This is a genomic window from Paraburkholderia strydomiana, from assembly GCF_046030495.1.
GTDB classification, from domain to species: domain Bacteria; phylum Pseudomonadota; class Gammaproteobacteria; order Burkholderiales; family Burkholderiaceae; genus Paraburkholderia; species Paraburkholderia strydomiana_A.
Map to the genome: position 1 here is coordinate 81,947 of NZ_JAQQCJ010000015.1, position 26,370 is coordinate 108,316.

A 26,370-nucleotide genomic window follows, 5' to 3' on the forward strand; every position below is an offset into this window, starting at 1 on the left:
AGCGTGAGATCAAAGCGAAGCAGGATAAAAAAATGGCCGGGAAATCCCGGCCATTTTGCTTTGTGCGCAGCCTGGTGACTCAGCTATTCGCCTCGCTCACCTCGTTCGCGCGCCGCAGCCGCTCACGGCTATTCGACAGATGCATGCGCATTGCCGCGCGCGCGCCTTCCGCATCGTGCCGCGAGATCGCTTCGAGAATGCTTTCGTGTTCGAGGTTGACGAGCGACAGATACGCGTCCGGCTCCGCGCGCGCAATGCCGGCCGAGTCGAGCCGGTTGCGCGGAATCAGCGCGCTGCCCATTTGCGTGAGGATGTCGACGAAATAGCGGTTGCCCGTGGCGCGCGCGACCGAGATATGGAACTGCAGGTCGGCGTCGACGCTATCGAGCCCGTTGTGGCGGGTGGCTTCGATCGCGTCGAGCGCGGCGCGCATGCGCGCGAGGTCTTCGGTCTTCGCGCGTTGCGCGGCGAGACCGGCGCACTCCGTCTCGAGGCTGATACGCAGTTCGAGAATGGACAGCACGTCGCGCAGCGTGGTGGCCGGCACCATGTCGATGCCTAGCTTTTCGCGCTGCGGTTCCAGCACGAAACTGCCGATACCGTGCCGCGTCTCGATGATCTTGCCCGCCTGCAGACGTGAAATCGCTTCGCGAATCACCGTGCGGCTCACGCTCAGCGTGACCATCAGCTGTGATTCGGTCGGCAGTTTGTCGCCGGGCTTCAGCGCGTTGCTCGCGATCTGCTCGGTGACGTAGTTCACGACGAACTCGGCAAGATTGCGAGCGCGTCGTGGCGGTGCCGCGGATGCCAGTGGAGTAGCCATCGAGAACGCCCCTTGAATCAGATAGTTGCAGATACGCTCTGCAGGTTCATTATACCGTCGTCTGACGACTGATTATAAAAACGCCGGATCATTTTCGGCCCCGTCGTCCGAGGGACGACGAGGCGTGCCGAAAGCGCCTCGCGAAGCAGCAGTGGTGCTCGCGCGAGGCGCCCGGAAGTACGATAACCGCGCGCGCGGCTTCAGGCCTGGCGCAGTTCGACGCGCTTGATGTCCTTGACGATCACGAGGTAGCTGAACACCGTGAGCAGCGCGTTCGCGCCGACGAACACCAGCGCGCCGTTGAACGAGCCGGTGCGCGCGACGAGGTAGCCGATCACGATCGGCGTGACGATGCCCGCGACGTTGCCGAACATGTTGAAGATCGCGCCCGACAGGCCGAGCGCTTCCTTCGGCGACGTATCGGCGACCACTGCCCAGCCGAGCGCACCGATGCCTTTGCCGAAGAAAGCGAGCGACATCAGCGCGACGACGATCCAGTCGGTCGACACATAGTTGCAGCCGATGATGCTCACCGACAGCAGCATGCCGCCGACGATCGGTACCTTGCGCGCCACGGTCAGCGAATGGCCGCGCCGGATCATGCCGTCCGACAGCACGCCGCCGAGCACGCCGCCCGAGAAGCCGCAGATCGCCGGCAGCGACGCCACGAGTCCCGCTTGCAGGATCGTCATGCCGCGCGCCTGCACGAGGTAGATCGGAAACCAGGTCAGGAAGAAGTAGGTCAGCACGTTGATGCAGTACTGCGCCAGGTAGACGCCGAGCAGCATGCGGTTGCCGAGCAGTTGACGCACCAGCGACCAGCCGCCGGTATTTTCGATCCTGTCGGCGCGCGTCGTTTTCTTGTGCCCGGTCACGACGCCGCCGCCTTGCTCGATGTACTCAAGTTCGGCGCGCGATACGCGCGGATGGTCGGCGGGGTTCTTCATCACCTTCAGCCAGGTGAGGGCGAGCGCGAGCCCGATCGCACCCATCACGACATAGACGGCCTGCCAGCCGAACGCGTGGGTGAGCCACGCCATGAGCGGCGTGAACACGACGGCGGCGAAGTATTGCGCCGCGTTGAAAATGGCCGAGGCGGTGCCGCGTTCGCTGGTCGGGAACCAGCTGGCCACCACTTTCGCATTGGCCGGGAACGCGGGCGATTCCGCCGCGCCCATCGCGAAACGCAGCGCGAACAGTGCGACGACAGCGGCGCCCGCGCTGCCGAGCAGACCGATCGAGCTTTGCAGCAGGGTGAAGAGCGACCACAGGAAGATGCTCGCCGCGTACACGCGCCGTGCGCCGAAGCGGTCCAGCAGCCAGCCGGCCGGCAGTTGCGAGAGCACGTAGGCCCAACTGAACGCGGAGAAAATGTAGCCCATGCGGATCGCGTCGAAGCCGAACTCGGTGCGCATCGCGGAGCCGGTCACCGAGAGCGTCGCGCGGTCTGCGTAATTGAGCGTGGTGATCAGAAAGATCAGCAGCAGGATCGCATAGCGCACTTTGGTGCGCGTGGTGGCGTCGGCGGGATTCGCCGTGCGGCTCATCTCCATGGTCATCTCCTGAATTTTTTTTGCAAGGGAGCAGGGCTCCCTGGGAAGCTGGTGTAACCAGCCGTCGTGATGCCGGCCAGTCGGTCCGGCTGCGGAAGGCCGGGCGGCACGGGTTCGTCTGAGGTGTCGCGCGAAGCCGATGCCGCGGCACTGCGGTGCAAAAACGCCCGGCGACGTTGCCGTCCCGGGCGCTCGTGGCTAAAAGCCGTCCAATACGGCCGTGTTCGCACGGCCGCCGGCTCTCTATTCCACTGTTACGCCAACTGCATTACTGCGGTCCGAGCTTCTTGATCAGCGCGTCGAGTTGCGCTATTTCTTCTTCGGTCAGGTCGGTCAGCGGTGCGCGGACCGGGCCTGCGTCGTGGCCGACCAGCTTCGCGCCAGCCTTGACGATGCTGACCGCGTAGCCTGCGCGACGGTTGCGGATCTTCAGGTACGGCAGGAAGAATTCGTCGATCAGCTTGCCGACCGTTGCGTGGTCGTCAGCGGCGATCGCGCGGTAGAAGTCCATCGCGGTCTTCGGAATGAAGTTGAACACCGCCGACGAGTACACCGGCACGCCCAGCGCCTTGTAGGCCGCGGCGTAGACTTCAGCGGTCGGCAGGCCGCCGAGGTACGAGAAGCGGTCGCCCAGACGGCGGCGGATCGTCACCATGTTTTCGATCTCGCCCACGCCGTCCTTGAAGCCGATCAGGTTCGGGCAGCGCTCCGCCAGACCTTCGAGCATGTCGGCGTTGAGCTTCGAGTTCGCACGGTTGTAAATGATCACGCCCATGTTCGGCACGGCCTTGCAGACTTCTTCCGCGTGCGCCGCGATGCCTTCCTGGCAAGCTTCCGTCAGGTAATGCGGCATCAGCAGAATGCCGTTCGCGCCATGGCGCTCGGCTTCCTTCGCGTAGTCGATCGCGACGCGCGTCGGGCCGCCGGCGCCGGCCAGGATCGGTACCTTGCCTTTGCAGACTTCGGTGGCGGTGCGCACCACGTTCGAGTAGTCGTTATGCGTCAGCGAGAAGAATTCGCCCGTGCCGCCGGCGACGAACAGTGCCGACGCGCCGTACGGCGCGAGCCATTCGAGGCGTTCTGCGTACGTGTCGGCGCGGAAATCGCCTTGTGCGTCAAAGTCGGTCACGGGGAAGGAGAGAAGGCCTTCCGAAACGATCTGCTTGAGTTCCTGCGGTGTCGTCATGATGAATATCCAGGTGCCAGTTTTGAGTCGATTGGTAGTCGTTCAGTCGAAATGGAGATTTCTTATACGTCATCGTACAACAACAAAACGGGTAACTCAACGGGGTTTTCACGGCATAATGCACGCTATAGGGTAAATACGGAACGTCCACGCAAACTTTCATGTTGTAGGATGACGTATGAATAGCTGGCGTAGCAGGCGATCGTGCCAAAAGCGCCATAAGGATCGATGCAATGGAACAATCTCCGCTCTACATTCGCGTTCACCCCAATGACAATGTCGCGATCGTCGTCAACGACGGCGGGCTGGGTGAGGGCGCCGTTTTCCCCGATGGTCTGACGCTGCGCGAGCGCGTGCCGCAAGGGCACAAGGTCGCGCTGGCCGATCTGGCCGAGGGCGACGAGGTCATCCGCTATAACGTGGTGATCGGCTACGCGCTCAAGGCGCTGCCCAAGGGCAGCTGGATCAACGAGCACGTGATCCGCATGCCGAGCCCGCCGGGACTCGAAGACCTGCCGATCGCCACGATCAAGGCGCCGGAGATGCCGGCGCTCGAGGGCTACACGTTCGAGGGCTATCGCAACGCGGACGGCTCGGTCGGCTCGCGCAACATCCTCGCGATCACGACCACCGTGCAATGCGTGGCCGACGTGGTCCAGCATGCGGTCACGCGCATCAAGGCCGAACTGCTGCCGAACTACCCGAATGTCGACGACGTGGTGAGCCTCGGCCACACCTACGGCTGCGGCGTCGCGATCGACGCGCCCGATGCGATGGTGCCGATCCGCACCGTGCGCAACATCGCGCTGAACCCGAATTTCGGCGGCGAGGTGATGATGGTCAGCCTCGGCTGCGAGAAGCTGCAGCCCGAGCGCCTGATGCCGCCGGGCACGATTCCGATCGCGGCGGCCGCGAATGTCGCCGAAGTCGCGGACATCGGCGATGTCGAGGCTGAAGCGAACGGCGACGTGGTGGTGTTGCAGGACGAATCGCACGTCGGCTTCCAGTCGATGATCGACTCGATCATGCGCATGGCCGACGGTCATCTGAAGCGCCTGAACAACCGCCGCCGCGAAACCTGCCCCGCCTCCGACCTCGTGATCGGCGTGCAGTGCGGCGGCAGCGACGCGTTCTCCGGCCTGACGGCGAACCCGGCCGTGGGCTTCGCAACCGACCTGCTGGTGCGGGCCGGCGCGACCGTGATGTTCTCCGAAGTCACCGAAGTGCGCGACGGCGTCGATCAGCTGACGGCGCGCGCGGCCAACGCCGACGTCGCCGCGGCGATCATCCGCGAAATGCAGTGGTACGACGATTACCTGAAGCGCGGCGGCGCGGACCGCAGCGCCAACACCACGCCCGGCAACAAGAAGGGCGGCTTGTCGAACATCGTCGAAAAGGCGATGGGCTCGATCATCAAGTCGGGCAACTCGGCGATCTCCGGCGTGTTGTCGCCCGGCGAGAAGGTCCGCCAGAAAGGTTTGATCTATGCGGCCACGCCGGCGAGCGACTTCATCTGCGGCACGCTGCAGGTCGCGGCGGGTATCAACCTGCACGTGTTCACCACCGGCCGCGGCACGCCGTACAGCCTCGCGGAAGTGCCCGTGATCAAGGTCGCGACCCGCTCGGACCTCGCGCGCCGCTGGCACGACCTGATGGACGTCAACGCCGGCACGATCGCGACCGGTGCCGCGACCATCGAAGAGGTGGGCTGGGAACTGTTCGGACTGATGCTCGACGTCGCCAGCGGGCGCAAACAGACCTGCGCCGAAAAGCTCAAGCTGCACAACGCGTTGACGCTGTTCAACCCGGCGCCGGTGACCTGATTTCCGGCGGCGCGGCGTGCCCGCGCCGCGAGGCTGATCCGATCGCAATCACATCAACAGAAACACATGACCGACTCGAACCTTGACCGCTCCGCGGCACAGAAACCTTTCCGCCGTCTGCTCCTGACGGGCGCCGCCGGCAATCTCGGCAAGCAATTGCGCGGCGCGCTCGCCGCGTGGGCCGACGTCGTGCGCGTGTCCGACATCGCGCCGCTCGGCGAAGTGGCGGAGCATGAAGAAGCGTCCGTCGTCGACCTCGCCGATGCAGCAGCGGTGCACGCGCTGCTCGAAGGCGTGGACGCAGTGGTGCATCTCGGCGGCATTTCCGTCGAAGCGCCGTTCGAAGACCTGATCGAAGCGAACATCCGCGGTCTGTACAACCTGTACTCGGCGGCGCAGAAGCAGGGCGTGAAGCGCATCATCTACGCAAGCTCGAACCATGCGGTGGGCTTCCACCCGACGACCTCGGTGATCGATACCGACGCGCCGCTGCGCCCCGACACCCTGTACGGCGTGACCAAGTGCTTCGGCGAATCGCTGTCGCGCTACTACTTCGACCGCTTCGGGCTGGAGACGGTGTGTCTGCGGATCGGCTCGTCGTTCGAGCAGCCGCGCAACCCGCGCATGCTCGTCACGTATCTGAGCTATCGCGACTTCATCGAACTGGTGCGCTGCTCGCTGTTCACGAACCGCGTCGGCCACGCGATCATCTACGGTGTGTCGGACAACCGCATCTCGTGGGTGGACAACAAGAAGGCCGCGTTCCTCGGCTTCCGTGCGCAGGACAGCTCGGCGCAATTCGAGCATCTATTCCCGGCTAGCGCCCCCGACACGCAGTTCGACGATCCGACCCAGCGCTTCCAGGGCGGCCCGTTCGTGCTGGCAGGTCCGATGGAGCCGAAGCGGTGAGCGTCACGATGAATGCGCCCGTCGAGCGGCTCGACGCGGCAGGGCGCGCGTCGGTGGGCGAGAGCCCGGTGTGGCGCGCGGCGGAACAGGCGCTTTACTGGGTGGACATCCCGGCGCAGAAAATCGTGCGGCTGCAGGTCGATTCGGGCCGGCGCGCCGAATGGCTGTTGCCGGAGAAGGTCGCCTGTATCGCGTTCGATCGTCGCGGCACGGTGCTGGCCGGCTGCGAGACGGGACTCTTCGCCGTTACGTTGCCTGAGGCGGCGCAGGCTTGCGGCAGCGAACCGGTCGCGGCGTCGGTGCGCAAGCTCGCCGCGCCGGAGTTCGGCGCCGACGGCATGCGCTTTAACGACGGCCGTTGCGACCGTCAGGGCCGCTTCTGGTCCGGCACGATGGTGATGGACATGGCGGCGGCCGATCCGGCCGGCGCGCTGTACCGCTTCGACGCGAACGGGGTGCTGTCCGCGCCGGTCGTCGCTTCGCTGATCACGCAGAACGGCCTCGGCTGGTCGCCGGACGGCAAGACCATGTATCTGTCCGACTCGCATCCGCTGCATCGACTGATCTGGGCGTTCGACTACGACATCGAGTCGGGCGAGCCGCGCAACCGGCGCGTGTTCGCCGATCTGCATCACTATTCGGGCCGTCCCGACGGCGCGGCGGTCGATGCCGACGGCTGCTACTGGATCTGCGCGAACGACGCGGGCCTGCTGCTGCGCTTCACGCCGGAGGGCAAGCTCGACCGCCAGGTGCCGGTGCCGCCGACCAAGCCGGCCATGTGTGCGTTCGGCGGCAGCAAGCTGGATACGCTATTTGTGACCTCGATTCATCCGGGAGCCAGCGCGAGCGAGCACGACGGGCATCTGTTCGCCGTGAGTCCCGGCGTGACTGGGTTGCCCGAGCCCGAATTCGCGGGCGAACTGTAAGCTGAATCTGCTCGAAAACTGGCGCCGGCAAGCGATTCCGCCCGGCGTCAGTCATCCAACTGGCTTCTGATTCATCACTCGTCGTACAACAATGTGGCGTAGAGACCACGGTTCGGCGCGGATTTCTGAACAAAAACCGGGCGTCCCCAAGCGCCGTCCTTCCCTCCCCATTTCTCCTCCCGCTGGCGCGGGCTCTCGCCGGGACCCCAAATAGGTCATCCGTACCGAGGCTGTCAATTCTGCGGGTAAATACCGTCTGTACAAGTCAAAACGCGTTTTATAGACTTCGTATGTCGTCGTACAACATATAAGCCCAAACAGATTCCTTTCTTTGAATATTGGGATAGCAAGGGGATAGCAAGGCGGTTTCCGCTCACGAGATTCGCGCCGAGGTAATCGAAGTAAAAGAAGCAAGTTGTCTGACAGGAGTGCTGAGTATCTGTGCCGGGGATGTTGCGCAGACCAGTACGGCAACCCGCTCGCCACCCGCAATGGGCGGTGAGTGTCGAGCCAGGAGACGCAGCAAACCATGTCGCATCCGCAATCGATTGGATGGTCAATTTTTCAAGGAATGTCACGATGAACAAGAAGTTTGTCTCTTCCCGTGTTTCGATGATCGTCGCAGCTGCGGCGCTGGCGTTCAGCGCCGCGTCGGCAGAAGCGCGCACGTTCCGCGTTTCGGACGTGCACGGCGATACGTACCCGACCAACATGGCCGTGAAGTACATGGGCGAGGAAATCAACAAGGCGACGGGCGGCAAGGATTCCGTGAAGGTCTTCGGCAACAGCGCGCTGGGTTCGGAAAACGACACGATCGATCAGGTGCGCATCGGCGCGCTCGACATGGCGCGCGCCAACGGTGCCGCGTTCAACGAAATCGTTCCTGAATCGATGATCCCGTCGCTGCCGTTCCTGTTCCGCGACATCGACCATTTCCGCAAAGTGATGTACGGCCCGGAAGGCCAGAAGATTCTCGACGCCTTCTCGGCGAAGGGCATGATCGCGCTGACGTTCTATGAGAGCGGCGCGCGTTCGATCTACACGAAGAAGCCGATCCATACGCCGGCCGACATGAAGGGCCTGAAGGTGCGTGTGCAGCCGTCCGATCTGATGGTCGACGAAATCCGCGCCATGGGCGGCACGCCCACGCCGATGCCGTTCGCCGAGGTGTACACGGGCCTGAAGACGGGTCTCGTGGATGCCGCGGAAAACAACATTCCGTCGTACGAAGAAACCAAGCACTTCGAAGTCGCGCCGGTGTTCTCCGAAACCCAGCATTCGATGACGCCGGAAGTGCTGGTGTTCTCGAAGAAGGTCTGGGACACGCTGACGCCGCAGCAACAGCAGATCATCAAGAAGGCCGCGGCCGACTCGGTGCCGTACTACGAGAAGCTGTGGACCGCGCGCGAAGCCGATGCGAGCAAGACGGTCACCAAGGGTGGCGCGACGATCGTCGCTGCGTCGCAGGTCGATCGCGCGGCTTTCGTGAAGGCGATGCAGCCGGTGTGGGCGAAGTATGAAAAGACCCCGCAAATGAAGCAGCTCGTCGACGAGATCCAGGCAGTCAAATAAGGTTCGCGTGCCGGACAGGCGGCGATAGCGGCGGAAACAGCTTGCAGGAGGTTCTGCGGGCTTTTCCGCCGCGCGCGGCGTCCTGAGCCGGCGCAGTCGAACACAGTTGCAAATATTAAAGACAGATCTGTCGTGAGCAAGGACGGGGTCAATGAGTTTCTTGAAACGCCCAAATGATTTTCTCTTTCGCGTGCTGACTGTCGTGGCCTCGGCAAGTCTGGCCACGCTGTGTCTGCTGGTGATTTATGGCGTCGTGATGCGCTATGTCTTTAACGATGCTCCCGATTTCGTCGAGCCCATCGCGCTGCTGCTGGTGATCGTGATCGCCATGTTCGGCGCCGCGCTCAAGGTGCGCGAACGCGGCCATATCGGCCTCGACTCATTGGTCAACAAGTTGTCGGAGAAAGGCCGGACGGTTGCGACGGGGATTCAGCATGTCTGCCTGATCGCGTTCGCCGTGGCGGTTTTCTTCGGTTGTCTGGAGATGGCGATCACCACGAGGGAAGACCGGATTCCGATTCTCGGTTTGCCGGAAGCACTGCGGTACTGCATTCCGGTCGTTGCCAGCATCTGCATCGCACTGTTCTCGTTCGAGCATCTGCTGGCTCTCTTCGAAAAGAAACACAAATAGAACAATCATGGAACTCGCCCTTCTTAGCGTCAGTTTTCTCGTCTTCCTCTTTCTCGGGGTGCCTGTTTCGTTTGCGTTGGGACTCTCGTGCGTCCTGACGTATCTGTATGAGGGGCTGCCGGCGGCCACCGCCATGCAGTCGATGATCTCGGGCATGAACGCGTTTTCGTTCCTCGCGGTCCCGTTCTTCATCTTCTCCGGCGAGTTGATGTTGCACGGTGGCATCGCCGACCGTATCCTCCGGTTCGCGCAGGCCACGGTGGGGCATTTCCGCGGCGGCCTGGGCATGGCCAACGTGGTGGCGTGCACGCTGTTCGGCGGCGTGTCGGGTTCGCCGACGGCGGACACGTCCGCAATGGGTGGCGTGGTGATTCCGCTGATGAAGCGCGAAGGCTACAGCGCGGCGTATGCGGTCAACGTCACGACGCACTCGTCGCTGGCGGGCGCGCTGATGCCCACGTCGACCAACATGATCATTTACGCGTTCGCGGCGCAAGGCATCACCGGCACCCTGAACGGCGTGAAGATGAGCGGCGTGTCGATCGGCGATCTGCTGTTCTCCGGGCTGCTGCCGGTGTTGTGGGTGATGGGCCTCGTGCTGATCGCCGCGTACTGGCAAGCGGTCAAGTTCGGCTATCCGCGCCGTCCCGACGGCTCGACCGGCGTGCAGCGCTTCCCGGGCTGGATGGCGGTGGCGCGTACGTTCATCGGCGCGGTGCCGGGTCTGATGGTCATCGCGATCATTCTGTTCTGCGTGGCGCGCGGCATCGCCACCGCGACGGAAGCGGCCGCGATCGCCGTGGCGTACTCGCTGGTCCTGACGGTCGTCGTGTACCGCTCCATGACGCTGAGCAAGCTGGGTCATGCACTGTCGAAAGCGGCCAAGACGACGGGCGTGGTGCTGCTGCTGATCGGCGTGTCGAACATGCTGCGCTTCCAGATGGCCTTCCTGGAGATTCCGGACGCGATCGAACGCATGCTCGACGGCGCGACGACGCTGCCCTGGCTGATGTTGCTGTACATCAACGTGATCCAGGTTTTTCTCGGCACGTTCGTCGACATGGCGGCGCACATCCTGATCACGACGCCGCTGTTCCTGCCGATGGCGATGCACAACGGCGTGGGTCCGGTGCAGTTCGGCATCATGATCCTGCTGAACTGCGCATTGGGTCTCGTGCACCCGCCGATCGGTTCGGTGCAATTCATCGGGTGTGCAATTGGCAATGTGTCGATCGGGGAAACCACTAAGGTGGCGTGGCCGTATTACCTGGCTATCTTCAGCGCGATCAACATCGTGACGTACGTGCCGTGGTTCTCGACATGGTTGCCGAGTCTGATTAACGGACACCCGGTGTTCTGATTTAAAAAAACGTATAAGCCCACACTCAGCGGCGCTCGCACAAGGCCGCAAAAAAATAGAATTTTTAACAGGAGTAGAAATGAAAAAGGCACTGGTTGGTTCGGCCATCGGGTTGGTCGCCCTCGGCGCGCATGCACAAAGCAACGTGACGCTGTACGGTATCGTCGATACGGGTATCGGCTATCAGAACAGCTCGACGACGCTGAGCGCGGTGGGTTCGGCGAAGCCGTCTGCGGGTGGCTCCTCGCAAGTCAAGATGATCAACGGCATCTGGGCTGGCAGCCGTTTCGGCCTGAAGGGCTCGGAAGATCTGGGTGGCGGCACGAAGGCGATTTTCCAGTTGGAACAGGGCTTTAACAGCGCAACCGGCGCGCAAGGCGTGTCGGGTCTGGCGTTCAACCGTCAGGCATGGGTGGGTCTGACGAATGGCACGTTCGGTACGCTGACGGCGGGTCGCCAGTACACGTCGTACTACACGCTGCTGTCGCCGTACAGCCCGACTACGTGGCTGACCGGTGCATACGGCGCGCACCCGGGTGATATCGACTCGCTGGATACGCTGTACCGCGCCAACAACTCGCTGGTCTACACGTCGCCGAACATGCGCGGTCTGACGATCAGCGGTTCGTACTCGCTGGGCGGCAACGCGGGCAGCTTCTCCGCTGGCCAGGTCTGGAGCGTGGCGGCACAGTACCTGAACGGCCCGATCGGCATCGCAGCAGGCATCCAGCGCATCGACAATGCCGGGATCGCCACCACCAGCCCGGCCGCTGTGAACTGGAATTCCGCGATGTCGAACAACGGCGCAGAGCCGGCTGTCTCGGCAATCAACAACGGCTTCCAGACCGCGGCGAAGCAGCAGCGCGTTGCAGTGACGGGCGGCTACGCGTTCAACTCGCAGTGGGACGTTTCGTTCGCTTACTCGAACGTTCAATACGCTGCGGGTTCGGGTTCGTTCTTCCACGACACGCAAATCTGGAATACGGGTGGCGCAGTGTTGCACTGGAAGCCGATCACGCCGCTGGACCTGGCCGCTGGCTATAGCTACACGCGTGCGACGTCGTCGAACGGCATTTCGAACACGGCTAGCTACAACCAGTTCAACCTGTCGCAGTACTACAGCCTGTCCAAGCGTACCGGCCTGTATGCGCTGGAAGCGTATCAGCGTGCTAACGGTCAGACGCTTGCAGGCAACGGCAAGACGATCATCGACGCAACGGCAAGCATCGGCGACGGCCAGAACGGTTCGCCGTCCTCGTCGCGCAGCCAGATTGCTGTCGGCGTGGGTATCATCCACAAGTTCTGATCGGGTAGTTTAGTGGCGGCGCAGCCGGCGTTTCGTTACGCCGCCACGGCAACGCTTGAAGAAAAGCGTTGTTCAGCAACAACAGCTGCGCGCGCAACGCGCGCAGCTTTTTGAGCCGTTTGCGACTTTTCGGCATCGCGAGCGGTGGCCTGATCGGCCATTCCCGCACGCATCTGGCGGCGAGCCTTTTCAGCGCTCAGGGCGAGCGCCCCTCGTTACACACATCCACAGCTGACCCGCTGAACCATGCCATTGCATGTTCACGCATCGGCGTCTGACCACAAACGTCCCCCCGTTGCCCAGTTCTCGCGCTTCACGTCAGTGAGGATGATCTCCACCGAATTCGGTTCGACGCCGAGCGAGTCGCAAGTCGCTTGGGTGATCGCTTCGACGAACTGGCGTTTCTGTTCCAGCGAACGGCCTTCGAAGAGTTCGATGTGAAACGTGGGCATGGCATGACTCCGTTGAGCAATGAGATTGAGATGAGCGTGGCGCGGCTTCAGTCGCGATAGCTGCGGTCGAGCCGGTCGAGCTTGCGCAGCAGCGCAGGCCATTCGAGCGTGCCTTCGATTGCGCCGCCGTCATACAGTTGTGCCGCCGTGCGTGCGGCGAGCGCGTCATTCGGTACGACGAGCTCCGTGCCGCATGCTTGCGCCTGCAGTTGAATCTCGCAGGCCTTCAGCAGCGTGGCCATCAGCACATAAGCTTCGGCGACCGTGCGTCCGGCCGTCAGTGTGCCGTGATTGCGCAGCAGCATAGCGGGCTTGTCGGCGAGATTCGCGACGAGACGTTCGCCTTCGGCCAGTGTGAACGCGAGGCCTTCGTAATCGTGATACGCGAGCTGGCCGTAAAAGCGCAGCGCGTGCTGCGAGGCGGGCAGCAGGCCGGCCGGTTGCGCGGAAACCGCGACGCCCGCCGTGTTGTGCAGATGCATGACGCAGAACGCGTCGGCGCGCGCCGCGTGGACGGCGGCGTGCAGCGCGAAGCCGGTTGCGTTCACGGCGTATTCGCTGGCGCCGACGATGTTGCCGGCGATATCGATCTTCACGAGGTTCGACGCGCGCACTTCGTCGAACGCGAGACCAAACGGGTTGATCAGGAAGTGGCCGGGTCCGTCCGGCACGCTCGCCGAGATATGCGTGTAGATCAGGTCGTCCCAGCCGTTGAGCGCCGCGAGGCGATAGGCGGCGGCCAGGTCGACGCGGGTCTGGCGCTCCGCGTCGGAGAGTGGGCCGGAGTCGGCTACGCGGCCGGCCGGGGTGTGGGTGAACGACATGACTGTCTCCTGAGGTTGCCTCGCGTCGGTGCGGTGCAGTCGGTTGTCAGCGCGTGCTGACCTGCGCGCAATGCCGCCGCCATGTGTCAATTCGTGCGCGTGACCGGCGCCGTGACCGGTCGGGCGCTTTCCATGCTTTGCGCCGATCCGTCTGCGATAGCGCCGCGCATGACGCGATGCCTGACCCATTGCACGCACCACGTCGCGAGTACAAAGGGCGCGGCCATCGCCGGCCAGCCGAAGTGGGTGGCCGCCGCTTGCAGCACGATCGAAACGGCGACGCCGCCCACCATCGGCACGACGCCGCAATCGATGAGCGCGAGTGCGGTGAGCGCGCCGTTGAATCCTAACAGGCCGGTGTCGAACGAGTGTGGGGTTGCGCCGAGCAGAAGATGCGCGGCGCTCGCAAGTGTCGCGCCGCCCAGCGCCCATAGTGCATGCCGGCACGATGCCGCCGCGATGCCGGTCAGCACGAGCCAACCCGCTAACGCGCCCGACCCAAAGCCTGTTTGCGCGAATCCGGCGAGTACCGCGCCACTCCATTGGGCGAGGCCTGGCGAGTGCAACGAAGCCGGGCTCACGGGCTGTGCGCCGCTCGTGATCATAGGCAGCCAGCACCATGTCACGATCAGATACGGACTCGACAGGCAGCTCAGTCCGCGTGCGCGCAGCCATCGCGACCACGGCCCCACGGGCCACGCGGTGGCCGTCGCGGCGAGAATCGCGACGGCGGTTGCAGTCGCGGCGTCGCGGATGAAACTGAAGGCGGCGAGTCCTGCGAGCGCGCCGTTGAAGCCGTGCAGTCCGGCGCGGGTGTCGTCGTCGCGACAGCCGGCCAGCATGGCGCTCACGTTGGCCGCGACCGCGCCCATCAGCGCCGCACATGCGAGGCGCGGCTCGGCGACCCACCACGCAGCGAGCAGGCACGCGCCGGTGAACGCGTTCGGTTGCAGCACGATCTGGCCGAGACTGCGCAACAGTGTGCGCAAGGCGGCGGAGGGAGCGTCGGTCGCGGCGGCGTGCATGGATTGACGGTGGTTCGATTGAGTGTCGGAATGTCGCAATGTCGATGAAGCGCGCCGCGCGAGCTTGCGCGGCGGGCGCCAGGCGTGCGTGCAGGTTCGGCCGCAACGCAGCGAGCCCGCCCTGACTACGGCAAACCGCGAGCATAGGCCAGCTATGTGGATTCGGGCATCGTCGCGCGTTGATAGTGGCTATTTCGTAGCCGCCCACGCGCACGACGAACACGCGCACGACGAACACGCGTCGGTGACCCGCTAGCCGGCATTCGCGCTACGATATATGAGCCCGGCGCGCAGGTCGCGCGGCTTTCGCGAGGAGACAGGCTGATGCGTGAACTACGGTGGGCTTCGGAAGAGGGCGACGGCATCGAACATCTGACGTTCGACGCGCGCGACGACAGCTTCGCGGTGGAGAGCGTGGTGGTCGGCCAGCGCTACGGGCGCGCGTATGGGCTGCACTACTCGGTGCGCTGCGACGCGCAATGGCGCACGCGGCATGCGTGGCTGAAGATCGTCGGCGGTGGCGAACTGGAATTGTACGGCGACGGCGCGGGCCATTGGCGCGACGGGCACGGTCTCGTATTGAGCGGGATCGAAGGCTGTATCGACATCGATATCGCGGCCACGCCGTTCACCAATACGCTACCGATCCGCCGGTTGCAACTGGCCGAAGGCGAGCGTCAACCGATTTCGGTCGCCTATATCTCGACGCCGGATTTGCAGGTCACGCGCGTCGAGCAGGCGTATTCGTGCGTCGGTCTGAATCGCGAGTATCGCTACGAAGGTATCTTCCGCAACTTCACCGCGAACATGCAGGTGGACCAGGACGGCCTCGTGATCGACTATCCGACGCTATTCACGCGCCTGCCGCGCGCGCGTTGAGCGGCGCCGCAGCGAGGCCGTCATGTTCCGTTCGATGCCGGCTGACAAAGCGCTCGATGCATGCCGCGATGCGCGCGGGCTCACGCAGCACGACCCAGTGGCCCGCATCGATTTCACTGCGTTCGTAGGCCCCGAGCCAGCCTTCCAGTCCGAGCGATAGCTCCGGTCCGACATAACGGTCGCGCAGCGGCACGATGAATTGCACCGGCGCATGCGCCTGCCGCGCGCGCGGCCGCAGCAGCTTGTCGATGAAGTTGGCGCGATACAGATTCAGTCCGTTGATCGCATTGCGCATTTGCGCTGGATCGCGAGCCGGGTGCACGTGTTCGGTCATGCGCAGCCACAGCGGCCACAGGCGAGCGCCGCTGGCGCGCCACATCAGTTCCGGCAGCCACGGCAGATGAAAGAAAAAGATGTACCAGGATTTGAGCGTTTGCCGCACGCCGCTGCCGAACGGACGTTTTGCCGTTTCGCGTGACGGGCGATTCGCCTCGCCTCCGCGCAAACCGGGCGACGCATGATCAAGGCACGGCCCGGAGATCGACGTATAAGACGCGATACGGCCTTCGAACGCCGGATCGGTGACGGCTTCCCAGCTTTGAATCGAGCCCCAGTCATGCCCGACCAGGTGAAAAGGGCACGTGCCGCAGGTTGCATCGGCGACCGCGGCGAGATCGGCCGCAAGTCGTTCGAGCCGGTACGCGCTGCGCGTGGCCGGTGCGTCGGAGGCGCCCGCGCCGCGCACGTCGTAAGCGATCACGCGATAGCGCGCGTCGAGTTGCGCGCGCACCGGCTCCCATACGGCCGCCGAATCGGGATAACCGTGCACCAGCACGATCGGCGGCGCTTCGCGCGGTCCGCTCACGTAGACCGCGAGCCGTACACCGCCGGACTCGACCGACAGCGCGTCGCGTATCACGCGGCCGCCTGCACGCCGCGCCGCGCGGCCTTGCGCGCGCTCGGCGTGACGGCATTGCTTGCGTCGACTGCGGCCACCAGGTCCTCGATGCGCGCCAGTTGCGCACGATTGTCGTAATCCCACGGATGGAAGCCGGGCCGGAAAAAGCTCAGCCATTCCCCGGCGATACGCGGAAACACGCCATGGCGCGGACCATACAGATATTTGACGATGCGCCACATGCCGCGCAGATGGCCGCCGCGTTTGCGATCGGCGATCAGCAGGCGCACGTGGAAGTCGAACACGATGAGCCAGAACGTCACGGTGGTGGCGAGCATGGTGCCGGTGCGCAGCAGATAGCGGCCGAGGCCGGGCTTGAGCACCGTGTTCCAGACGTCGTATGAAACGGACTTGTGTTCGGTTTCCTCGAGCGCGTGCCAGGTCCACATCTGCGTATAGCCTTCGACCGATCCCTCGATGCGCGTCCCGTCTTCCAGCAGCAGGTTGGCGAGCATTGCCGTGTAGTGTTCGAGGCAGACCGTGATCGCGAGCTGATGCGAAGGCGGCAGCACCTTGCGCAAGAAGTTGAGAATCATCCACAGCCGCTTGTCGAGCTTGTGTGCGGGCAGGCCGGCTTGCTGCAGCAGATCGTTGTATTCGATGTGTTCGCGCGTATGCATCGCTTCCTGGCCGATGAAGCCGAGCACCTGCTTTTTCAGCTCGGGGTCGTCGATCTGGTCGCGGTAGTGGCGCACGCTGTCCATGAAGAAACGCTCTCCGGCCGGAAAGAGCAGCGAAAGCGAATTGAAGAAGTGCGTCACATACGCGCCTTGCGCGTGCCAGTCGCACGCGTGTTGCGGCGGCAGGTTGAAACGGAGGTCGCGGCGAACCGGCATCATGACCTTTCTCCTGGTGATGTTGAGGACACAGTCGGGCGCGCGGGCTGTGTGGAGCGCAGCGCGTTCATCAGGCGCGTGTGCCGTCGAACTGCGCGGCGCGGCGCGCGCGTTTTTCCGCGGCGCGTTTCAGCCGGCGCGTCTGCATCACGACCAGCGCCTGGTACGCCGCCGGCAACGTGCGCGCGAGCCAGTCTGCGGCGCGCGCATCCCGCCCGATCAACACGCGCCGTTTGTTCTTGCGCACGCCGTCGAGAATCACGCGCGCGGCGTCGTCGGCGGTGGTGATGAAGAACTTCTCGAAGTCGTCCTTGCCTTGCTGTTCGGTTTCCAGCATGAAGCCGACCATGTTCGACGAGATCCGGCTCGACTGTGCAATGCCCGTGCGGATGCCGCCCGGATGCACGCAGGTTGCCGACACGCCGCACTTCATCAGATCGAGCTCCTGGCGCAGCGCTTCGGTAAAGCCGCGCACGGCGAATTTGGTCGCGTTGTAGCCGCTCATGCCAGGCTGCGAAAACAGGCCGAATACGCTCGACGTATTGACGATATGTCCCGCGCCGGACGCTTTCAGATACGGCAGGAACGCTTTCGTGCCGTGCACCACGCCCCAGAAGTTGATGCCGACGATCCATTCCAGATCGGCGTAGTCCATGCCTTCGATCGTGCTCGACAGCGCCACGCCCGCATTGTTGAACACGAGATTGACGCGCTCGTGCTGCAGCGCCGTTTCGGCGGCCCACTCGAACATTGCCGCGCGGTCCGCGACGTCGAGCACGCGGGTGGTGATGTGCAACGGCGAGCCGACGATGTGCGGGGCGGCGGTGCGCACAAGCTGCCCGGTTTCGGCGAGGCTCGTCGCATTGCGGTCGGCGAGCGCGAGGTGACAGCCTTCGCGCGCCAGTTGAATAGCGAGTGCGCGGCCCATGCCCGAACCCGCGCCGGTGATCGCGGCCACTCTGCCGGTAAAGTTCTTCATTGGCTTGTCTCCAGTCCTCTCTGAACGGTGCGCTGTCGTTGTCGTCCATGTCTTCGTGATGCGTTGTCAGGACGCTTGCGCCGATGTAGCGGCCGCGTTGCCATGAACGTGCGCGGGCTGCTGCGGACTCGCCTCGGTACCTGCCTGAGTACTTGCTTGCGGTGCGGGCGCATAGGCAAGGTAGTCGTCCATGCTGAAGGTACTCGTGGCCTGGCGAAATTTGTACGCAAACCCCGGCCACAGCGTGGTGTTCCTGCCGGTCTTCGGATCGAGATACCAGCTCTTGCAGCCGCCCGTCGACCAGATCGCGCGGCCGAGTTTCCGCTGGATCTGCTCGTTGTAGCTGCGCTCCACTTGCGCACGCACTTCGATCGCGGCGGCGCGTTCAGCCTGCATCGTCTTCAGCGCGCGCAGGATGTACTCGACCTGCGACTCGATCATGAACACCATCGAGTTATGCCCAAGGCCGGTATTCGGTCCGACGATCATGAAAAAGTTCGGATAGCCAGGCAATGACGTACCGAGGTATGCATGCGCGCCGTCGCGCCACGTATCGACGATATCGATGCCGCCGCGCCCGCGCACCACGCCCGCCGGAAACGGATCGGCCACCTGGAAGCCGGTGCCGAAGATCAGGCAGTCGGCCGGATGGCGCACGCCGTCGGTGGTGATCACCGCGTCTTCTTCGATGCGCGCGATGCCCGTGGTCGTCACCGAGACATTCGGGCGCGACACGGCGGGGAAGTAGTCGTTCGAGATCAGGATGCGCTTGCAGCCCATCGTGTAGTTCGGCGTGAGCGTGGCGCGCAGTTGCGGGTCGGGTACCTGGCGGCGCAGGTGACGCTCGGCGACTTTCTGCGCGGTCTTCATCAGCGACGGATGAATCGCGAAACCGAACGCGCGCGATTCGAGCATGCAGTAAAGCGCCGAACGCATGATCTTCTGCGTGAATGGCAGGTTTCTGAACAGCCACTGTTCGAGCGGGTTCACCGCGCGGTCGGCTTTCGGCATGATCCACGGCGGCGTGCGCTGGAACAGATCCAGATGCGCGACGCGCGGGGCGATCTGCGGCACGAACTGGATCGCGCTCGCGCCGGTGCCGATCACGGCGACGCGTTTGCCGTCGAGCGGATAGTCATGGTCCCAGTGCTGCGAGTGAAACGACTTGCCGCGGAATCGCTCGATGCCGGGAATGTTTGGCACGGCGGCGCGCGAGAGGCCGCCCATTCCCGAGATCAGCACGCGCGCGGAGCATCGCTGGCCGTTCGTGAAGGTCAGTTGCCAGCGGTGGCGTGTGTCGTCGTAGATCGCGCTCGCCAGTTCGTGAGCGAAACGCAGATGCGGCTCGATGCCGAAGCGCCGCGCGCAATCTTCGAGGTAAGCGCGAATTTCCGGCTGGCGCGCAAACATGCGGGACCAGCGCGGATTGGGTGCGAACGAGAACGAATAGACGTGCGATTGGACGTCGCACGCGCAGCCGGGATAGTGGTTGTCGCGCCAGGTGCCGCCGACCGAGCCGGCCTTTTCGGCGACGATGAAATCGGTGATGCCGGCTTGCCGGAGGCGGATCGCCATACCGAGGCCCGCAAAGCCGGAGCCGATGATGGCGATATCGGTGTCGACGGGCGCCGGCGCGTCGGGAGGCGCGGCGTCGTGAGGCATCGTGCGGGCGTTCATCCGATCCGTCTCCATTTTAACCGTCTAAACTGTTACATTGGTTGATGTAACGATAGAGGCTGGAAACGGCTGACGCAAGAAGCCGGTTAGACGCCCGACTCTAGGTGCCCGGCGGCGATGCTCGCCGCGCGCTTCACCGCACGGCCAGCGCTGCCGCGACCACCGGGCTCTGCCAGACGTTGTCTTTCACGGTAATTTTCTGCGGGATCAGGTGGGCGCCATAAAAGGCGTCGGCGACCACCTGCTGCGAGCGCACGATCTCGTCGCTGACGGCCGTGGTGCCGTACGGATAGCGGCGCACCCACGTCTCGACCACCTTCTGGTCGAGGCCGACCTTCGGCGCGATCAGCGCGGCGGTTTCCACCGGATGCGCATTGACCCACGCGCCGGCAAGGCGCAACTGCCCGAGAATCGCCCCGATCACATCGGGATGCTGCTGCGAGAAATCGCGCGTCGCTTCGTAGAAGTTGTACGGACTGTTGAGTTCGGCATAGTCGACCAGCATGCGCGCCTTCAGCGCCTGTTGCGCCGCTGCGTAATAGGGGTCCCAGATCACCCATGCGTCCACGCTGCCGTTTTCGAAGGCGGCGCGCGCGTCGGCGGGTGCCAGATACACCGGGTGAATGTCTTCGTAGTGCAGGCCCGCTTGCTTCAGCGCTTCGAGCAGCAGATAGTTCGAACTCGATCCCTTCTGCAACGCGACACGTTTGCCCTTCAGATCGGCGACGTTGCGCAGCGCCGAATCGCTTCTGACCAGAATGGCTTCGGCATGACGCCCCGAAGGCTCAGCGCCGACGTACACGAAGTGCACGCCGCCCGCTTGCGCGAACACGGCTGGCGGCGCGCCGGTATAGCCGAAGTCGATGCTGTTGGCGTTCAGCGCTTCGAGCAGTTGCGGCCCGGCCGGGAATTCGAACCACTTGACGGCATAGCCGAGCGGCTTGAGTTTGTCGTCGAGCGAGCCTTGCGCTTTGAGCACCGCGAGCAAGCCCGATTTCTGATAGCCGATGCGCAGCACTTTGGCCGGCTCGTTGTTGTTGCCCGTGGTCTGCGCGTTCGCGCCCAGGGTCGTGACAGCCGTCAGCAACGCGGCGGTGAGATGAAGCGTGAAACGAGGGTGACGTGCCATCCGGCGATCTCCATTGCAGTCGATTGACGTGTGCGCCGTTGGTGTCCGCTTGTGTCCCGCGTGGTCCGCCCGGGTCGAGCGACGCATGGCGCGTGTCGGGATGGGCGCTGCGGGGAACACGTTGCGGCGGCATTCGGGGATCGTCGTATGGACGTCTTGCCGGTCAAACGAAGCAATGCAGATTTGAATATGACGTGCGCGCGAAAACGCTGCGCTGTATCGGCGTGTGCATTTCGCGGTGGGAGCGGGCACGAACGCGCGCCACGGGTGCGCGCCACGTATGCGCGCGCCTGCACCGTCTGCCGCGTTACTTCTTCGCGTTGCCTTTTTTCGTCACAGTGCGCGCAGCCGCCGCGCCTTGCGCCGGATGGCCGAGCTTCTTTTCCATGATTGCGGCAACGCGGTCGCCCAGATAATCGCCGGACGCTTCTTCGAGGGCGCGGTTCATTTCGCTTTCGACCAGCACGCTGGCAAGCGGGCGCAAACGCCAGATCGCGTCGACCAGTGCGGGCACGTCGGCGGGCGGCGGCAGTGCATCGGCGTCGTAGCGGTCCAACTGATGCACCACCAGATCGACCAGTGCTTTCGCGACTGCATTGAAATGCGGCCTCGCGATGCTCACGGCGTCGAGCAGATCGGCAAGCGCAATGCCTTCCTTCGCCATGGTCGCGCCGGCAGTCAGCGCGGTGGGGTTGCCCGACACGAACGAGAGGCCGTCGCGTTCGAGCAGGCCGAGATCGACCGCTTTGGCGAGCGCGCCGGGCGACGTCTTGTCGCCGAACATTTGCAGCAGTTCGAGCAGCGAATATTTCTTTGGCCGTTCGCGCGACCAGCGTCCGCCGATCGCGGTTTCGAGACCGAGGATCGAGCGCAGGTCGTGGCCTTCATCGACCGCCATGATCAGGTCCTGGATGTTCGCGAGCGTGTAGCCGCGCGCCAGCAGGTGATTGATCAGCTTGAGACGCGACACGTGCGTGTCGTCATACACGCCGACCCGGCCGCGCTTCTCCGGCGGCGCGAGCAGGCCGCGGTCCTGATAGGCGCGCACGTTGCGCACGGTGGTGTCGGTGACGCGCGCGAGTTCGTCGACGGTGTATTCGTTGCGCGACGTGGCGCTCGCCGGTTCGACGGAACCGGCAGGCGAGGGCGCGACGGGAGGCGGCTTCTTGGGCATGCGGCGATTTTAACGCGGCGGCCTTGCGCGCCACCAGCGCGGCGCTTCAGGCGCGTCGGCTGGTTGGTGCGCCGGCGGTTTCTTTCGTTGCATCATCCGGCATCGTGGAGTCGCCGCGTCCCAGCGTGCGTTGCATCAGCGTCGTGTCGATCCAGCGGCCGTGCTTGAAGCCCACGGCCTTCAACGTGCCGGTCAGTTCGAAGCCCAACTGCGTGTGCAGCGACAGCGAACCGCCGCTGCCGTTATCCGCGATCACGGCGACCATCTGGCGCCACGGTCCGCTTTCGCAGCGTTCGATCAGCGCCTGCAGCAACACGCGTCCGAGGCCGCGTCCGCGATAGGCGTCGCTCACGTAGATCGAATCTTCGATGGTGTTGCGATACGCGGCGCGCGGCCGGTATGGCGTCGCATAGCAATAGCCCGCGACCTCGCCGTCGATCTCGGCGACCATGTACGGCAGCCCATGAGCGCGCACCGATGCGAGCCGGGTGCACAGGTCGTCGACGGAAGGCGGGGTTTCTTCGAACGACGCGACGCCGGTCAGAACGTGATGTGCGTAGATCGCCTGAATCGCGGGGAGATCGGCTTCGGTGGCGTCGCGGATGGACGGGGCGCTTCGTGTATCCGTCGATGCGTCCGCTGACGGTGATGATGAGGGGGCTGTGCGGGTCGTGCTCATACGTGTTCCTGTCGTAGCCGGTAAATCCGCCGAAACGCTTACTATGCTCGCCGCGCGCGCCGATTTGAAGCGGGTCAAAAATCGGCGCGATACGTGGTGGGCGATTGCAGCAAACGCGCGGCGAATCCGCTCTTATTGTTGCCGGTCGAGGCAACGCGCGCCTCACAGATCGAACTGATCGAATTCGCTTTGCAGTTGCCGATTGCGGGCCACACGTTCGTCGATTCCCGCGCCGAGCCGCTCGACGATCGCCGAAATCAGCAGATTGAACAGGCAGGTGAGCGGCGCGAGCGAGTCCCAGAACTGGCCGACATCGGTCTTCACCTGCAGCAGATCGCCGTCGAAATCGCGCGCCCACGGACAGTAAATATCGGTGACGAGCGCGAACGGCAGGCCGCGGCGGGTGGCGGCTTCGCAATAGCGGCGCGCGACCGTCGAATAAGCGCGGGTGTCGGTGACGATCAGATACGGCGACTCGAATTCCGAGTTCAGCGAATCGACGTATGAACCGGACATCCCATCGGAATAGAAGACGCGCGGCCGAATGTATTCGAGGTAGCTGTAGAACGCGTTGCTGATACCGCGCGTGGATTGAATGCCGAGGATGTACACCGCGTCGGCGGTCGAAATGCGCTCCGCGACGCGAGCGAACACCGGGGTTTGCGCGAGCTGGTAGACATGCTGGATCGCGCCGATCTCGAGTTCGAGCGAATGGGCGAGCACGGCATGATGAGCTGTGGCAGTGGCGGCGTCGGGCGCGGCCTCGCCGGTTGCTTCGCCTTGCCCGCTTGGGCTGCTGCTTGGGCTGCCTGGGCTGCCGCTGCGGCGGAACGCGTCGAGCCGGTCGGTGATGAGCCACGGGCGCTCCTGCGCGCCGCGCAATTCGCGCTTCAGGTCGTCGAGGTTCTGGTAGCCGACGCTGCGCAGGAAGCGGCCGACCGAAATGCCGCTCGTGCCGGCTTGCTGGGCGATCTGATCGGCGGTTTCGAGGCCGAGCCGCTCGAGGTTCGCCAGCATGTAGCTGGCGACGCGTTTGGAAGTTGGCGTAAGTTCGGCAAAGCGGGCTTCGACGGTTTGAGCGAAAGCGGTCGGCATCGTGAGTCGCGGCGCGGTGGTGGATCGATCATCGGGATGATGACATATTCAACCGGCGGTTCGCTTCCTTCGATCCGCAAAGGAGGAGGGCCATGATCATGACCCCGACCCTGTCCAACCCGCGGCTCAAACCGCCGGCCGCACCGGCGCGGCCCGCGAGAAACGCCGCGCGCCCGCGACGCACGCCACCACCACGACCGTGACCAGAATCATCGCGGGCGGCACCTGTTCGTGCAGCAGCAGTCCGGCAAGCAGCAGCCCGAAGAACGGCTGCAGCAACTGCAACTGCCCGACGGCCGCGATGCCGCCGAGCGCGAGCCCGCGATACCAGAACACGAAGCCGATCAGCATGCTGAAGAGCGACACGTACGCGAGTCCCCAGAACGCGGCGTGGCTGACGCCCTCGAACGAAGCGGGCCGGGTCCACCAGGCGAGCGGCAGCATCAGCGGCAGCGACAGCACCAGGGCCCACGAAATCACCTGCCAGCCGCCGAGATGCCGCGACAGACGCGCGCCTTCGGCATAGCCCAGGCCGCATACGACGATGGCGCCCAGCATGAGCGCATCGCCGATGGGCGATGCGTCGATGCCGTGGCGCATCGCGAACGCGACCACCGCGCCGCTGCCGAGCGCCGAGAACAGCCAGAACGCCGGTTGCGGACGCTCGCCGCCGCGCAGCACGGCGAAAATCGCGGTGGCAAGCGGCAGCAGGCCGACGAACACGACCGCATGCGCGGAACTGACGTGGCGCAACGCAAGCGCCGTCAACAACGGAAAGCCAACCACCACGCCGAGCGCGACCACGACGAGCGGAATCAGATCGCGGCGCGCGGGGCGCGTCTCACGAAACACCAGCAGCAGCAACAGGCCGAGCGCGCCGGCAATCGTCGCGCGGGCGACGGTCAGAAACACCGGGTCGAGGCCTTGCACGGCAAGCCGCGTGGCCGGCAGCGAGCCGCTGAAAATCAGGACGCCTGCAAGTCCGCTGAGCCAGCCGTTCGTCGTCTTGTCCATCGGAAGAGTCCATATGCCCATGAAATAGAACGCATAGCATCCCGGTTTTAGCCGAAAAGGGTAAGCTACAGATCAGTACAATTCGTACAAACTGTACCGAACGTGGAGCAGTACAGATGGTAGAAAGCGAGAACAACCGGACTGCATCGGGCACGCGTGTCGGCACGGTGATGGACAGTTTGCGCGAGCGCATCGCAAGCCGCTCGCTGATGCCGGGTGCGCGCGTGCCGTCGATCCGCGCGATGACCGAAACACTCGGGGTATCGAAGTCGACCGTCGTGGAAGCATACGACAGGCTGGTCGCGGAAGGCGTGATCGTCGCGCGGCGCAGCTCCGGATTTTTCGTGTCAGGCCATGCGCCGCCGCTCGCGCTCGCCGATCTCGGGCCGCGTCTGGATCGCGAGGTCGATCCGCTGTGGCTCACGCGGCAGTCGCTGGAGGCGGGCTCGAAGGTGCTGAAACCCGGCTGCGGCTGGGTGCCGGCCGCGTGGCTGCCGGAAGACGGCGTGCGCCGCGCGCTGCGCGCGGTGGCGCGCGATCCGCAGTCCGTGCTCGCCGACTACGCGTGCCCGGCCGGTCTGCCCGCGCTGCGCCAGCAGCTGGCATGGCGGCTCTCGCAGCACGGCGTGGATGCGCCGCCCGAGCAGATCGTGCTGACCGACGGCGGTACGCACGCGCTCGATCTGGTGTGCCGCTTCCTGCTCGAACCGGGCGACACCGTGCTGATCGACGATCCGTGCTATTTCAATTTTCAGGCCTTGCTGCGCGCCCATCGCGCGCGCATCGTGAGCGTGCCGTACACGCCTTGCGGGCCCGATCTGGCGGCGTTCGAACGGGCGCTGATCGAGCATCGTCCGCGGCTCTATGTGACCAACTCCGCGATTCACAACCCCACGGGCGCGACGCTCGCGCCGGCTATCGCGCATCGGCTGCTGAAGCTCGCGGGTGAGCACGATCTGCTGATCGTCGAGGACGATATCTTCGCCGACCTCGAGGACGAACCCGCGCCGCGTCTCGCCGCGTTCGACGGGCTCGCGCGGGTGGTGTCGATCGGCAGCTTTTCGAAGACCCTGTCCGCGGCGGTGCGCTGCGGCTACGTCGCCGCGCGCGCCGAATGGATCGAGCCGCTGATCGACCTGAAGCTGGCGACGACGTTCGGCAACGGTCAGCTCGCGGCGAGCGTCGTGCATCGGATGCTGGTGGACGGCACCTACCGGCGGCATCTGGAGTCGATGCGCGCGAAGCTCGCCGACGCAATGGGCGACACCGTCAGGCGGCTCGGCTATGCGGGCCTCGATATCTGGACCCGGCCGCGCGGCGGCCTCTTCGTGTGGGCCCGTTTGCCGGATTCGCTCGACGCCGCCGACGTCGCGCGTCATGCGCTCGCCGACAACGTCGTGTTCGCGCCGGGCAACGTGTTCAGCGCGTCGCAATCGGCGGCGGGCTTTCTGCGCTTTAACGTGTCGCAATGCAATCGTCCGAAGGTGTACGAGGCGTTGCAACGGGCGATGGAGGCATCGGCCGTGGCAGGAGGAAGGGCGCGGGAGCGCGCCTGAACGC

Annotated in this window: 25 protein-coding genes; 10 read left to right on the top strand and 15 right to left on the bottom strand. The window is 64.4% G+C overall.

All coding sequences use genetic code 11. The features are described from left to right. Window positions 1-79: 79 nt before the first annotated feature. The 3 genes from PQQ53_RS20545 to kdgD all read right to left on the bottom strand — a co-directional run bounded on the left by PQQ53_RS20545 (window position 80) and on the right by kdgD (window position 3,562). Window positions 80-823, bottom strand: a complete 744-nt coding sequence (locus PQQ53_RS20545) for a FadR/GntR family transcriptional regulator (protein ID WP_408146731.1) — start codon at window positions 821-823, stop codon at window positions 80-82. A gap of 200 nt (window positions 824-1,023) precedes the next feature. Further along, entirely contained in the window at window positions 1,024-2,376 is a 1,353-nt protein-coding gene (locus PQQ53_RS20550) for an MFS transporter (RefSeq protein WP_408146733.1), read from the bottom strand. 268 nt (window positions 2,377-2,644) lie between these two features. Continuing rightward, complete coding sequence (gene kdgD / locus PQQ53_RS20555; RefSeq protein ID WP_408155006.1) at window positions 2,645-3,562, bottom strand: 5-dehydro-4-deoxyglucarate dehydratase; 918 nt, start codon at window positions 3,560-3,562, stop codon at window positions 2,645-2,647. A gap of 233 nt (window positions 3,563-3,795) precedes the next feature. Between kdgD and garD the strand changes: the two genes are divergently transcribed. From garD to PQQ53_RS20595, 8 genes are all read left to right on the top strand, one after another. Continuing rightward, window positions 3,796-5,385, top strand: coding sequence for a galactarate dehydratase (garD, locus tag PQQ53_RS20560; protein WP_408325761.1), 1,590 nt, complete (start codon window positions 3,796-3,798; stop codon window positions 5,383-5,385). A 66-nt stretch (window positions 5,386-5,451) separates the two neighbouring features. Then, complete coding sequence (locus PQQ53_RS20565) at window positions 5,452-6,294, top strand: NAD-dependent epimerase/dehydratase family protein (RefSeq protein WP_408155011.1); 843 nt, start codon at window positions 5,452-5,454, stop codon at window positions 6,292-6,294. 8 nt (window positions 6,295-6,302) lie between these two features. Then, on the top strand, window positions 6,303-7,220 hold the full coding sequence (locus PQQ53_RS20570; protein WP_408325927.1) for an SMP-30/gluconolactonase/LRE family protein: 918 nt from the start codon (window positions 6,303-6,305) through the stop codon (window positions 7,218-7,220). A 579-nt stretch (window positions 7,221-7,799) separates the two neighbouring features. After that, on the top strand, window positions 7,800-8,792 hold the full coding sequence (locus PQQ53_RS20575) for a TRAP transporter substrate-binding protein (protein ID WP_408146740.1): 993 nt from the start codon (window positions 7,800-7,802) through the stop codon (window positions 8,790-8,792). A gap of 151 nt (window positions 8,793-8,943) precedes the next feature. After that, window positions 8,944-9,423 carry a TRAP transporter small permease gene (locus PQQ53_RS20580; protein WP_408325764.1) on the top strand — a complete coding sequence of 160 codons (480 nt, stop codon included), beginning with the start codon at window positions 8,944-8,946 and terminating at the stop codon, window positions 9,421-9,423. Between the two features lie 7 nt (window positions 9,424-9,430). After that, entirely contained in the window at window positions 9,431-10,783 is a 1,353-nt protein-coding gene (locus PQQ53_RS20585; protein WP_408146744.1) for a TRAP transporter large permease, read from the top strand. A gap of 79 nt (window positions 10,784-10,862) precedes the next feature. Then, window positions 10,863-12,089 carry a porin gene (locus tag PQQ53_RS20590; protein ID WP_408325767.1) on the top strand — a complete coding sequence of 409 codons (1,227 nt, stop codon included), beginning with the start codon at window positions 10,863-10,865 and terminating at the stop codon, window positions 12,087-12,089. Between the two features lie 68 nt (window positions 12,090-12,157). Next, window positions 12,158-12,367: a hypothetical protein gene (locus PQQ53_RS20595; protein WP_408325770.1), complete on the top strand. Its 210-nt coding sequence runs from the start codon at window positions 12,158-12,160 to the stop codon at window positions 12,365-12,367. On the opposite strand, the gene PQQ53_RS20600 is transcribed toward PQQ53_RS20595, so the two are convergent. The 3 genes from PQQ53_RS20600 to PQQ53_RS20610 form a co-directional block, all read right to left on the bottom strand. Next, window positions 12,350-12,643, bottom strand: coding sequence for a 4-oxalocrotonate tautomerase (locus PQQ53_RS20600; RefSeq protein WP_408325773.1), 294 nt, complete (start codon window positions 12,641-12,643; stop codon window positions 12,350-12,352). The two genes, PQQ53_RS20595 and PQQ53_RS20600, sit on opposite strands and share 18 nt — an antisense overlap. Further along, window positions 12,589-13,365, bottom strand: coding sequence for a class II aldolase/adducin family protein (locus PQQ53_RS20605; RefSeq protein WP_408325776.1), 777 nt, complete (start codon window positions 13,363-13,365; stop codon window positions 12,589-12,591). The genes PQQ53_RS20600 and PQQ53_RS20605 overlap by 55 nt, the downstream gene beginning before the upstream one ends. Before the next feature lie 86 nt (window positions 13,366-13,451). Next, complete coding sequence (locus PQQ53_RS20610) at window positions 13,452-14,390, bottom strand: urea transporter (protein WP_408325778.1); 939 nt, start codon at window positions 14,388-14,390, stop codon at window positions 13,452-13,454. Between the two features lie 324 nt (window positions 14,391-14,714). Between PQQ53_RS20610 and PQQ53_RS20615 the strand changes: the two genes are divergently transcribed. Beyond that, a complete protein-coding gene (locus PQQ53_RS20615) occupies window positions 14,715-15,269 on the top strand; it encodes a putative glycolipid-binding domain-containing protein (protein WP_408325780.1) in 555 nt (184 codons plus the stop codon). On the opposite strand, the gene PQQ53_RS20620 is transcribed toward PQQ53_RS20615, so the two are convergent. The 9 genes from PQQ53_RS20620 to PQQ53_RS20660 all read right to left on the bottom strand — a co-directional run bounded on the left by PQQ53_RS20620 (window position 15,244) and on the right by PQQ53_RS20660 (window position 24,810). Next, on the bottom strand, window positions 15,244-16,188 hold the full coding sequence (locus tag PQQ53_RS20620) for an alpha/beta fold hydrolase (protein ID WP_408325783.1): 945 nt from the start codon (window positions 16,186-16,188) through the stop codon (window positions 15,244-15,246). The genes PQQ53_RS20615 and PQQ53_RS20620 overlap by 26 nt on opposite strands. Then, on the bottom strand, window positions 16,185-17,066 hold the full coding sequence (locus PQQ53_RS20625; protein ID WP_408325786.1) for a metal-dependent hydrolase: 882 nt from the start codon (window positions 17,064-17,066) through the stop codon (window positions 16,185-16,187). Before PQQ53_RS20625 ends, PQQ53_RS20620 begins: the two co-directional genes overlap by 4 nt. Before the next feature lie 67 nt (window positions 17,067-17,133). Beyond that, window positions 17,134-18,042 carry an SDR family NAD(P)-dependent oxidoreductase gene (locus PQQ53_RS20630; protein ID WP_408155025.1) on the bottom strand — a complete coding sequence of 303 codons (909 nt, stop codon included), beginning with the start codon at window positions 18,040-18,042 and terminating at the stop codon, window positions 17,134-17,136. A gap of 66 nt (window positions 18,043-18,108) precedes the next feature. Next, window positions 18,109-19,719, bottom strand: a complete 1,611-nt coding sequence (locus PQQ53_RS20635) for a flavin-containing monooxygenase (protein ID WP_408325788.1) — start codon at window positions 19,717-19,719, stop codon at window positions 18,109-18,111. Window positions 19,720-19,852: 133 nt separating this feature from the next. Beyond that, a complete protein-coding gene (locus tag PQQ53_RS20640; RefSeq protein ID WP_408325791.1) occupies window positions 19,853-20,848 on the bottom strand; it encodes a sulfonate ABC transporter substrate-binding protein in 996 nt (331 codons plus the stop codon). 307 nt (window positions 20,849-21,155) lie between these two features. Next, the gene (locus PQQ53_RS20645; RefSeq protein WP_408325793.1) at window positions 21,156-22,022 is read right to left on the bottom strand and encodes a MerR family transcriptional regulator; all 867 of its coding nucleotides are present in this window, start codon (window positions 22,020-22,022) and stop codon (window positions 21,156-21,158) included. Window positions 22,023-22,068: 46 nt separating this feature from the next. Then, a complete protein-coding gene (locus tag PQQ53_RS20650) occupies window positions 22,069-22,701 on the bottom strand; it encodes a GNAT family N-acetyltransferase (protein WP_408155031.1) in 633 nt (210 codons plus the stop codon). A 162-nt stretch (window positions 22,702-22,863) separates the two neighbouring features. Then, window positions 22,864-23,796, bottom strand: coding sequence for a sap1 transcriptional regulator SapR (sapR, locus tag PQQ53_RS20655; protein WP_408146768.1), 933 nt, complete (start codon window positions 23,794-23,796; stop codon window positions 22,864-22,866). Between the two features lie 126 nt (window positions 23,797-23,922). Beyond that, complete coding sequence (locus tag PQQ53_RS20660; protein ID WP_408155035.1) at window positions 23,923-24,810, bottom strand: DMT family transporter; 888 nt, start codon at window positions 24,808-24,810, stop codon at window positions 23,923-23,925. 116 nt (window positions 24,811-24,926) lie between these two features. On the opposite strand from PQQ53_RS20660, the gene PQQ53_RS20665 reads away from it, so the two are divergent. Next, a complete protein-coding gene (locus PQQ53_RS20665; protein ID WP_408325796.1) occupies window positions 24,927-26,366 on the top strand; it encodes an aminotransferase-like domain-containing protein in 1,440 nt (479 codons plus the stop codon). The last annotated feature ends 4 nt before the right edge of the window (window positions 26,367-26,370 follow it).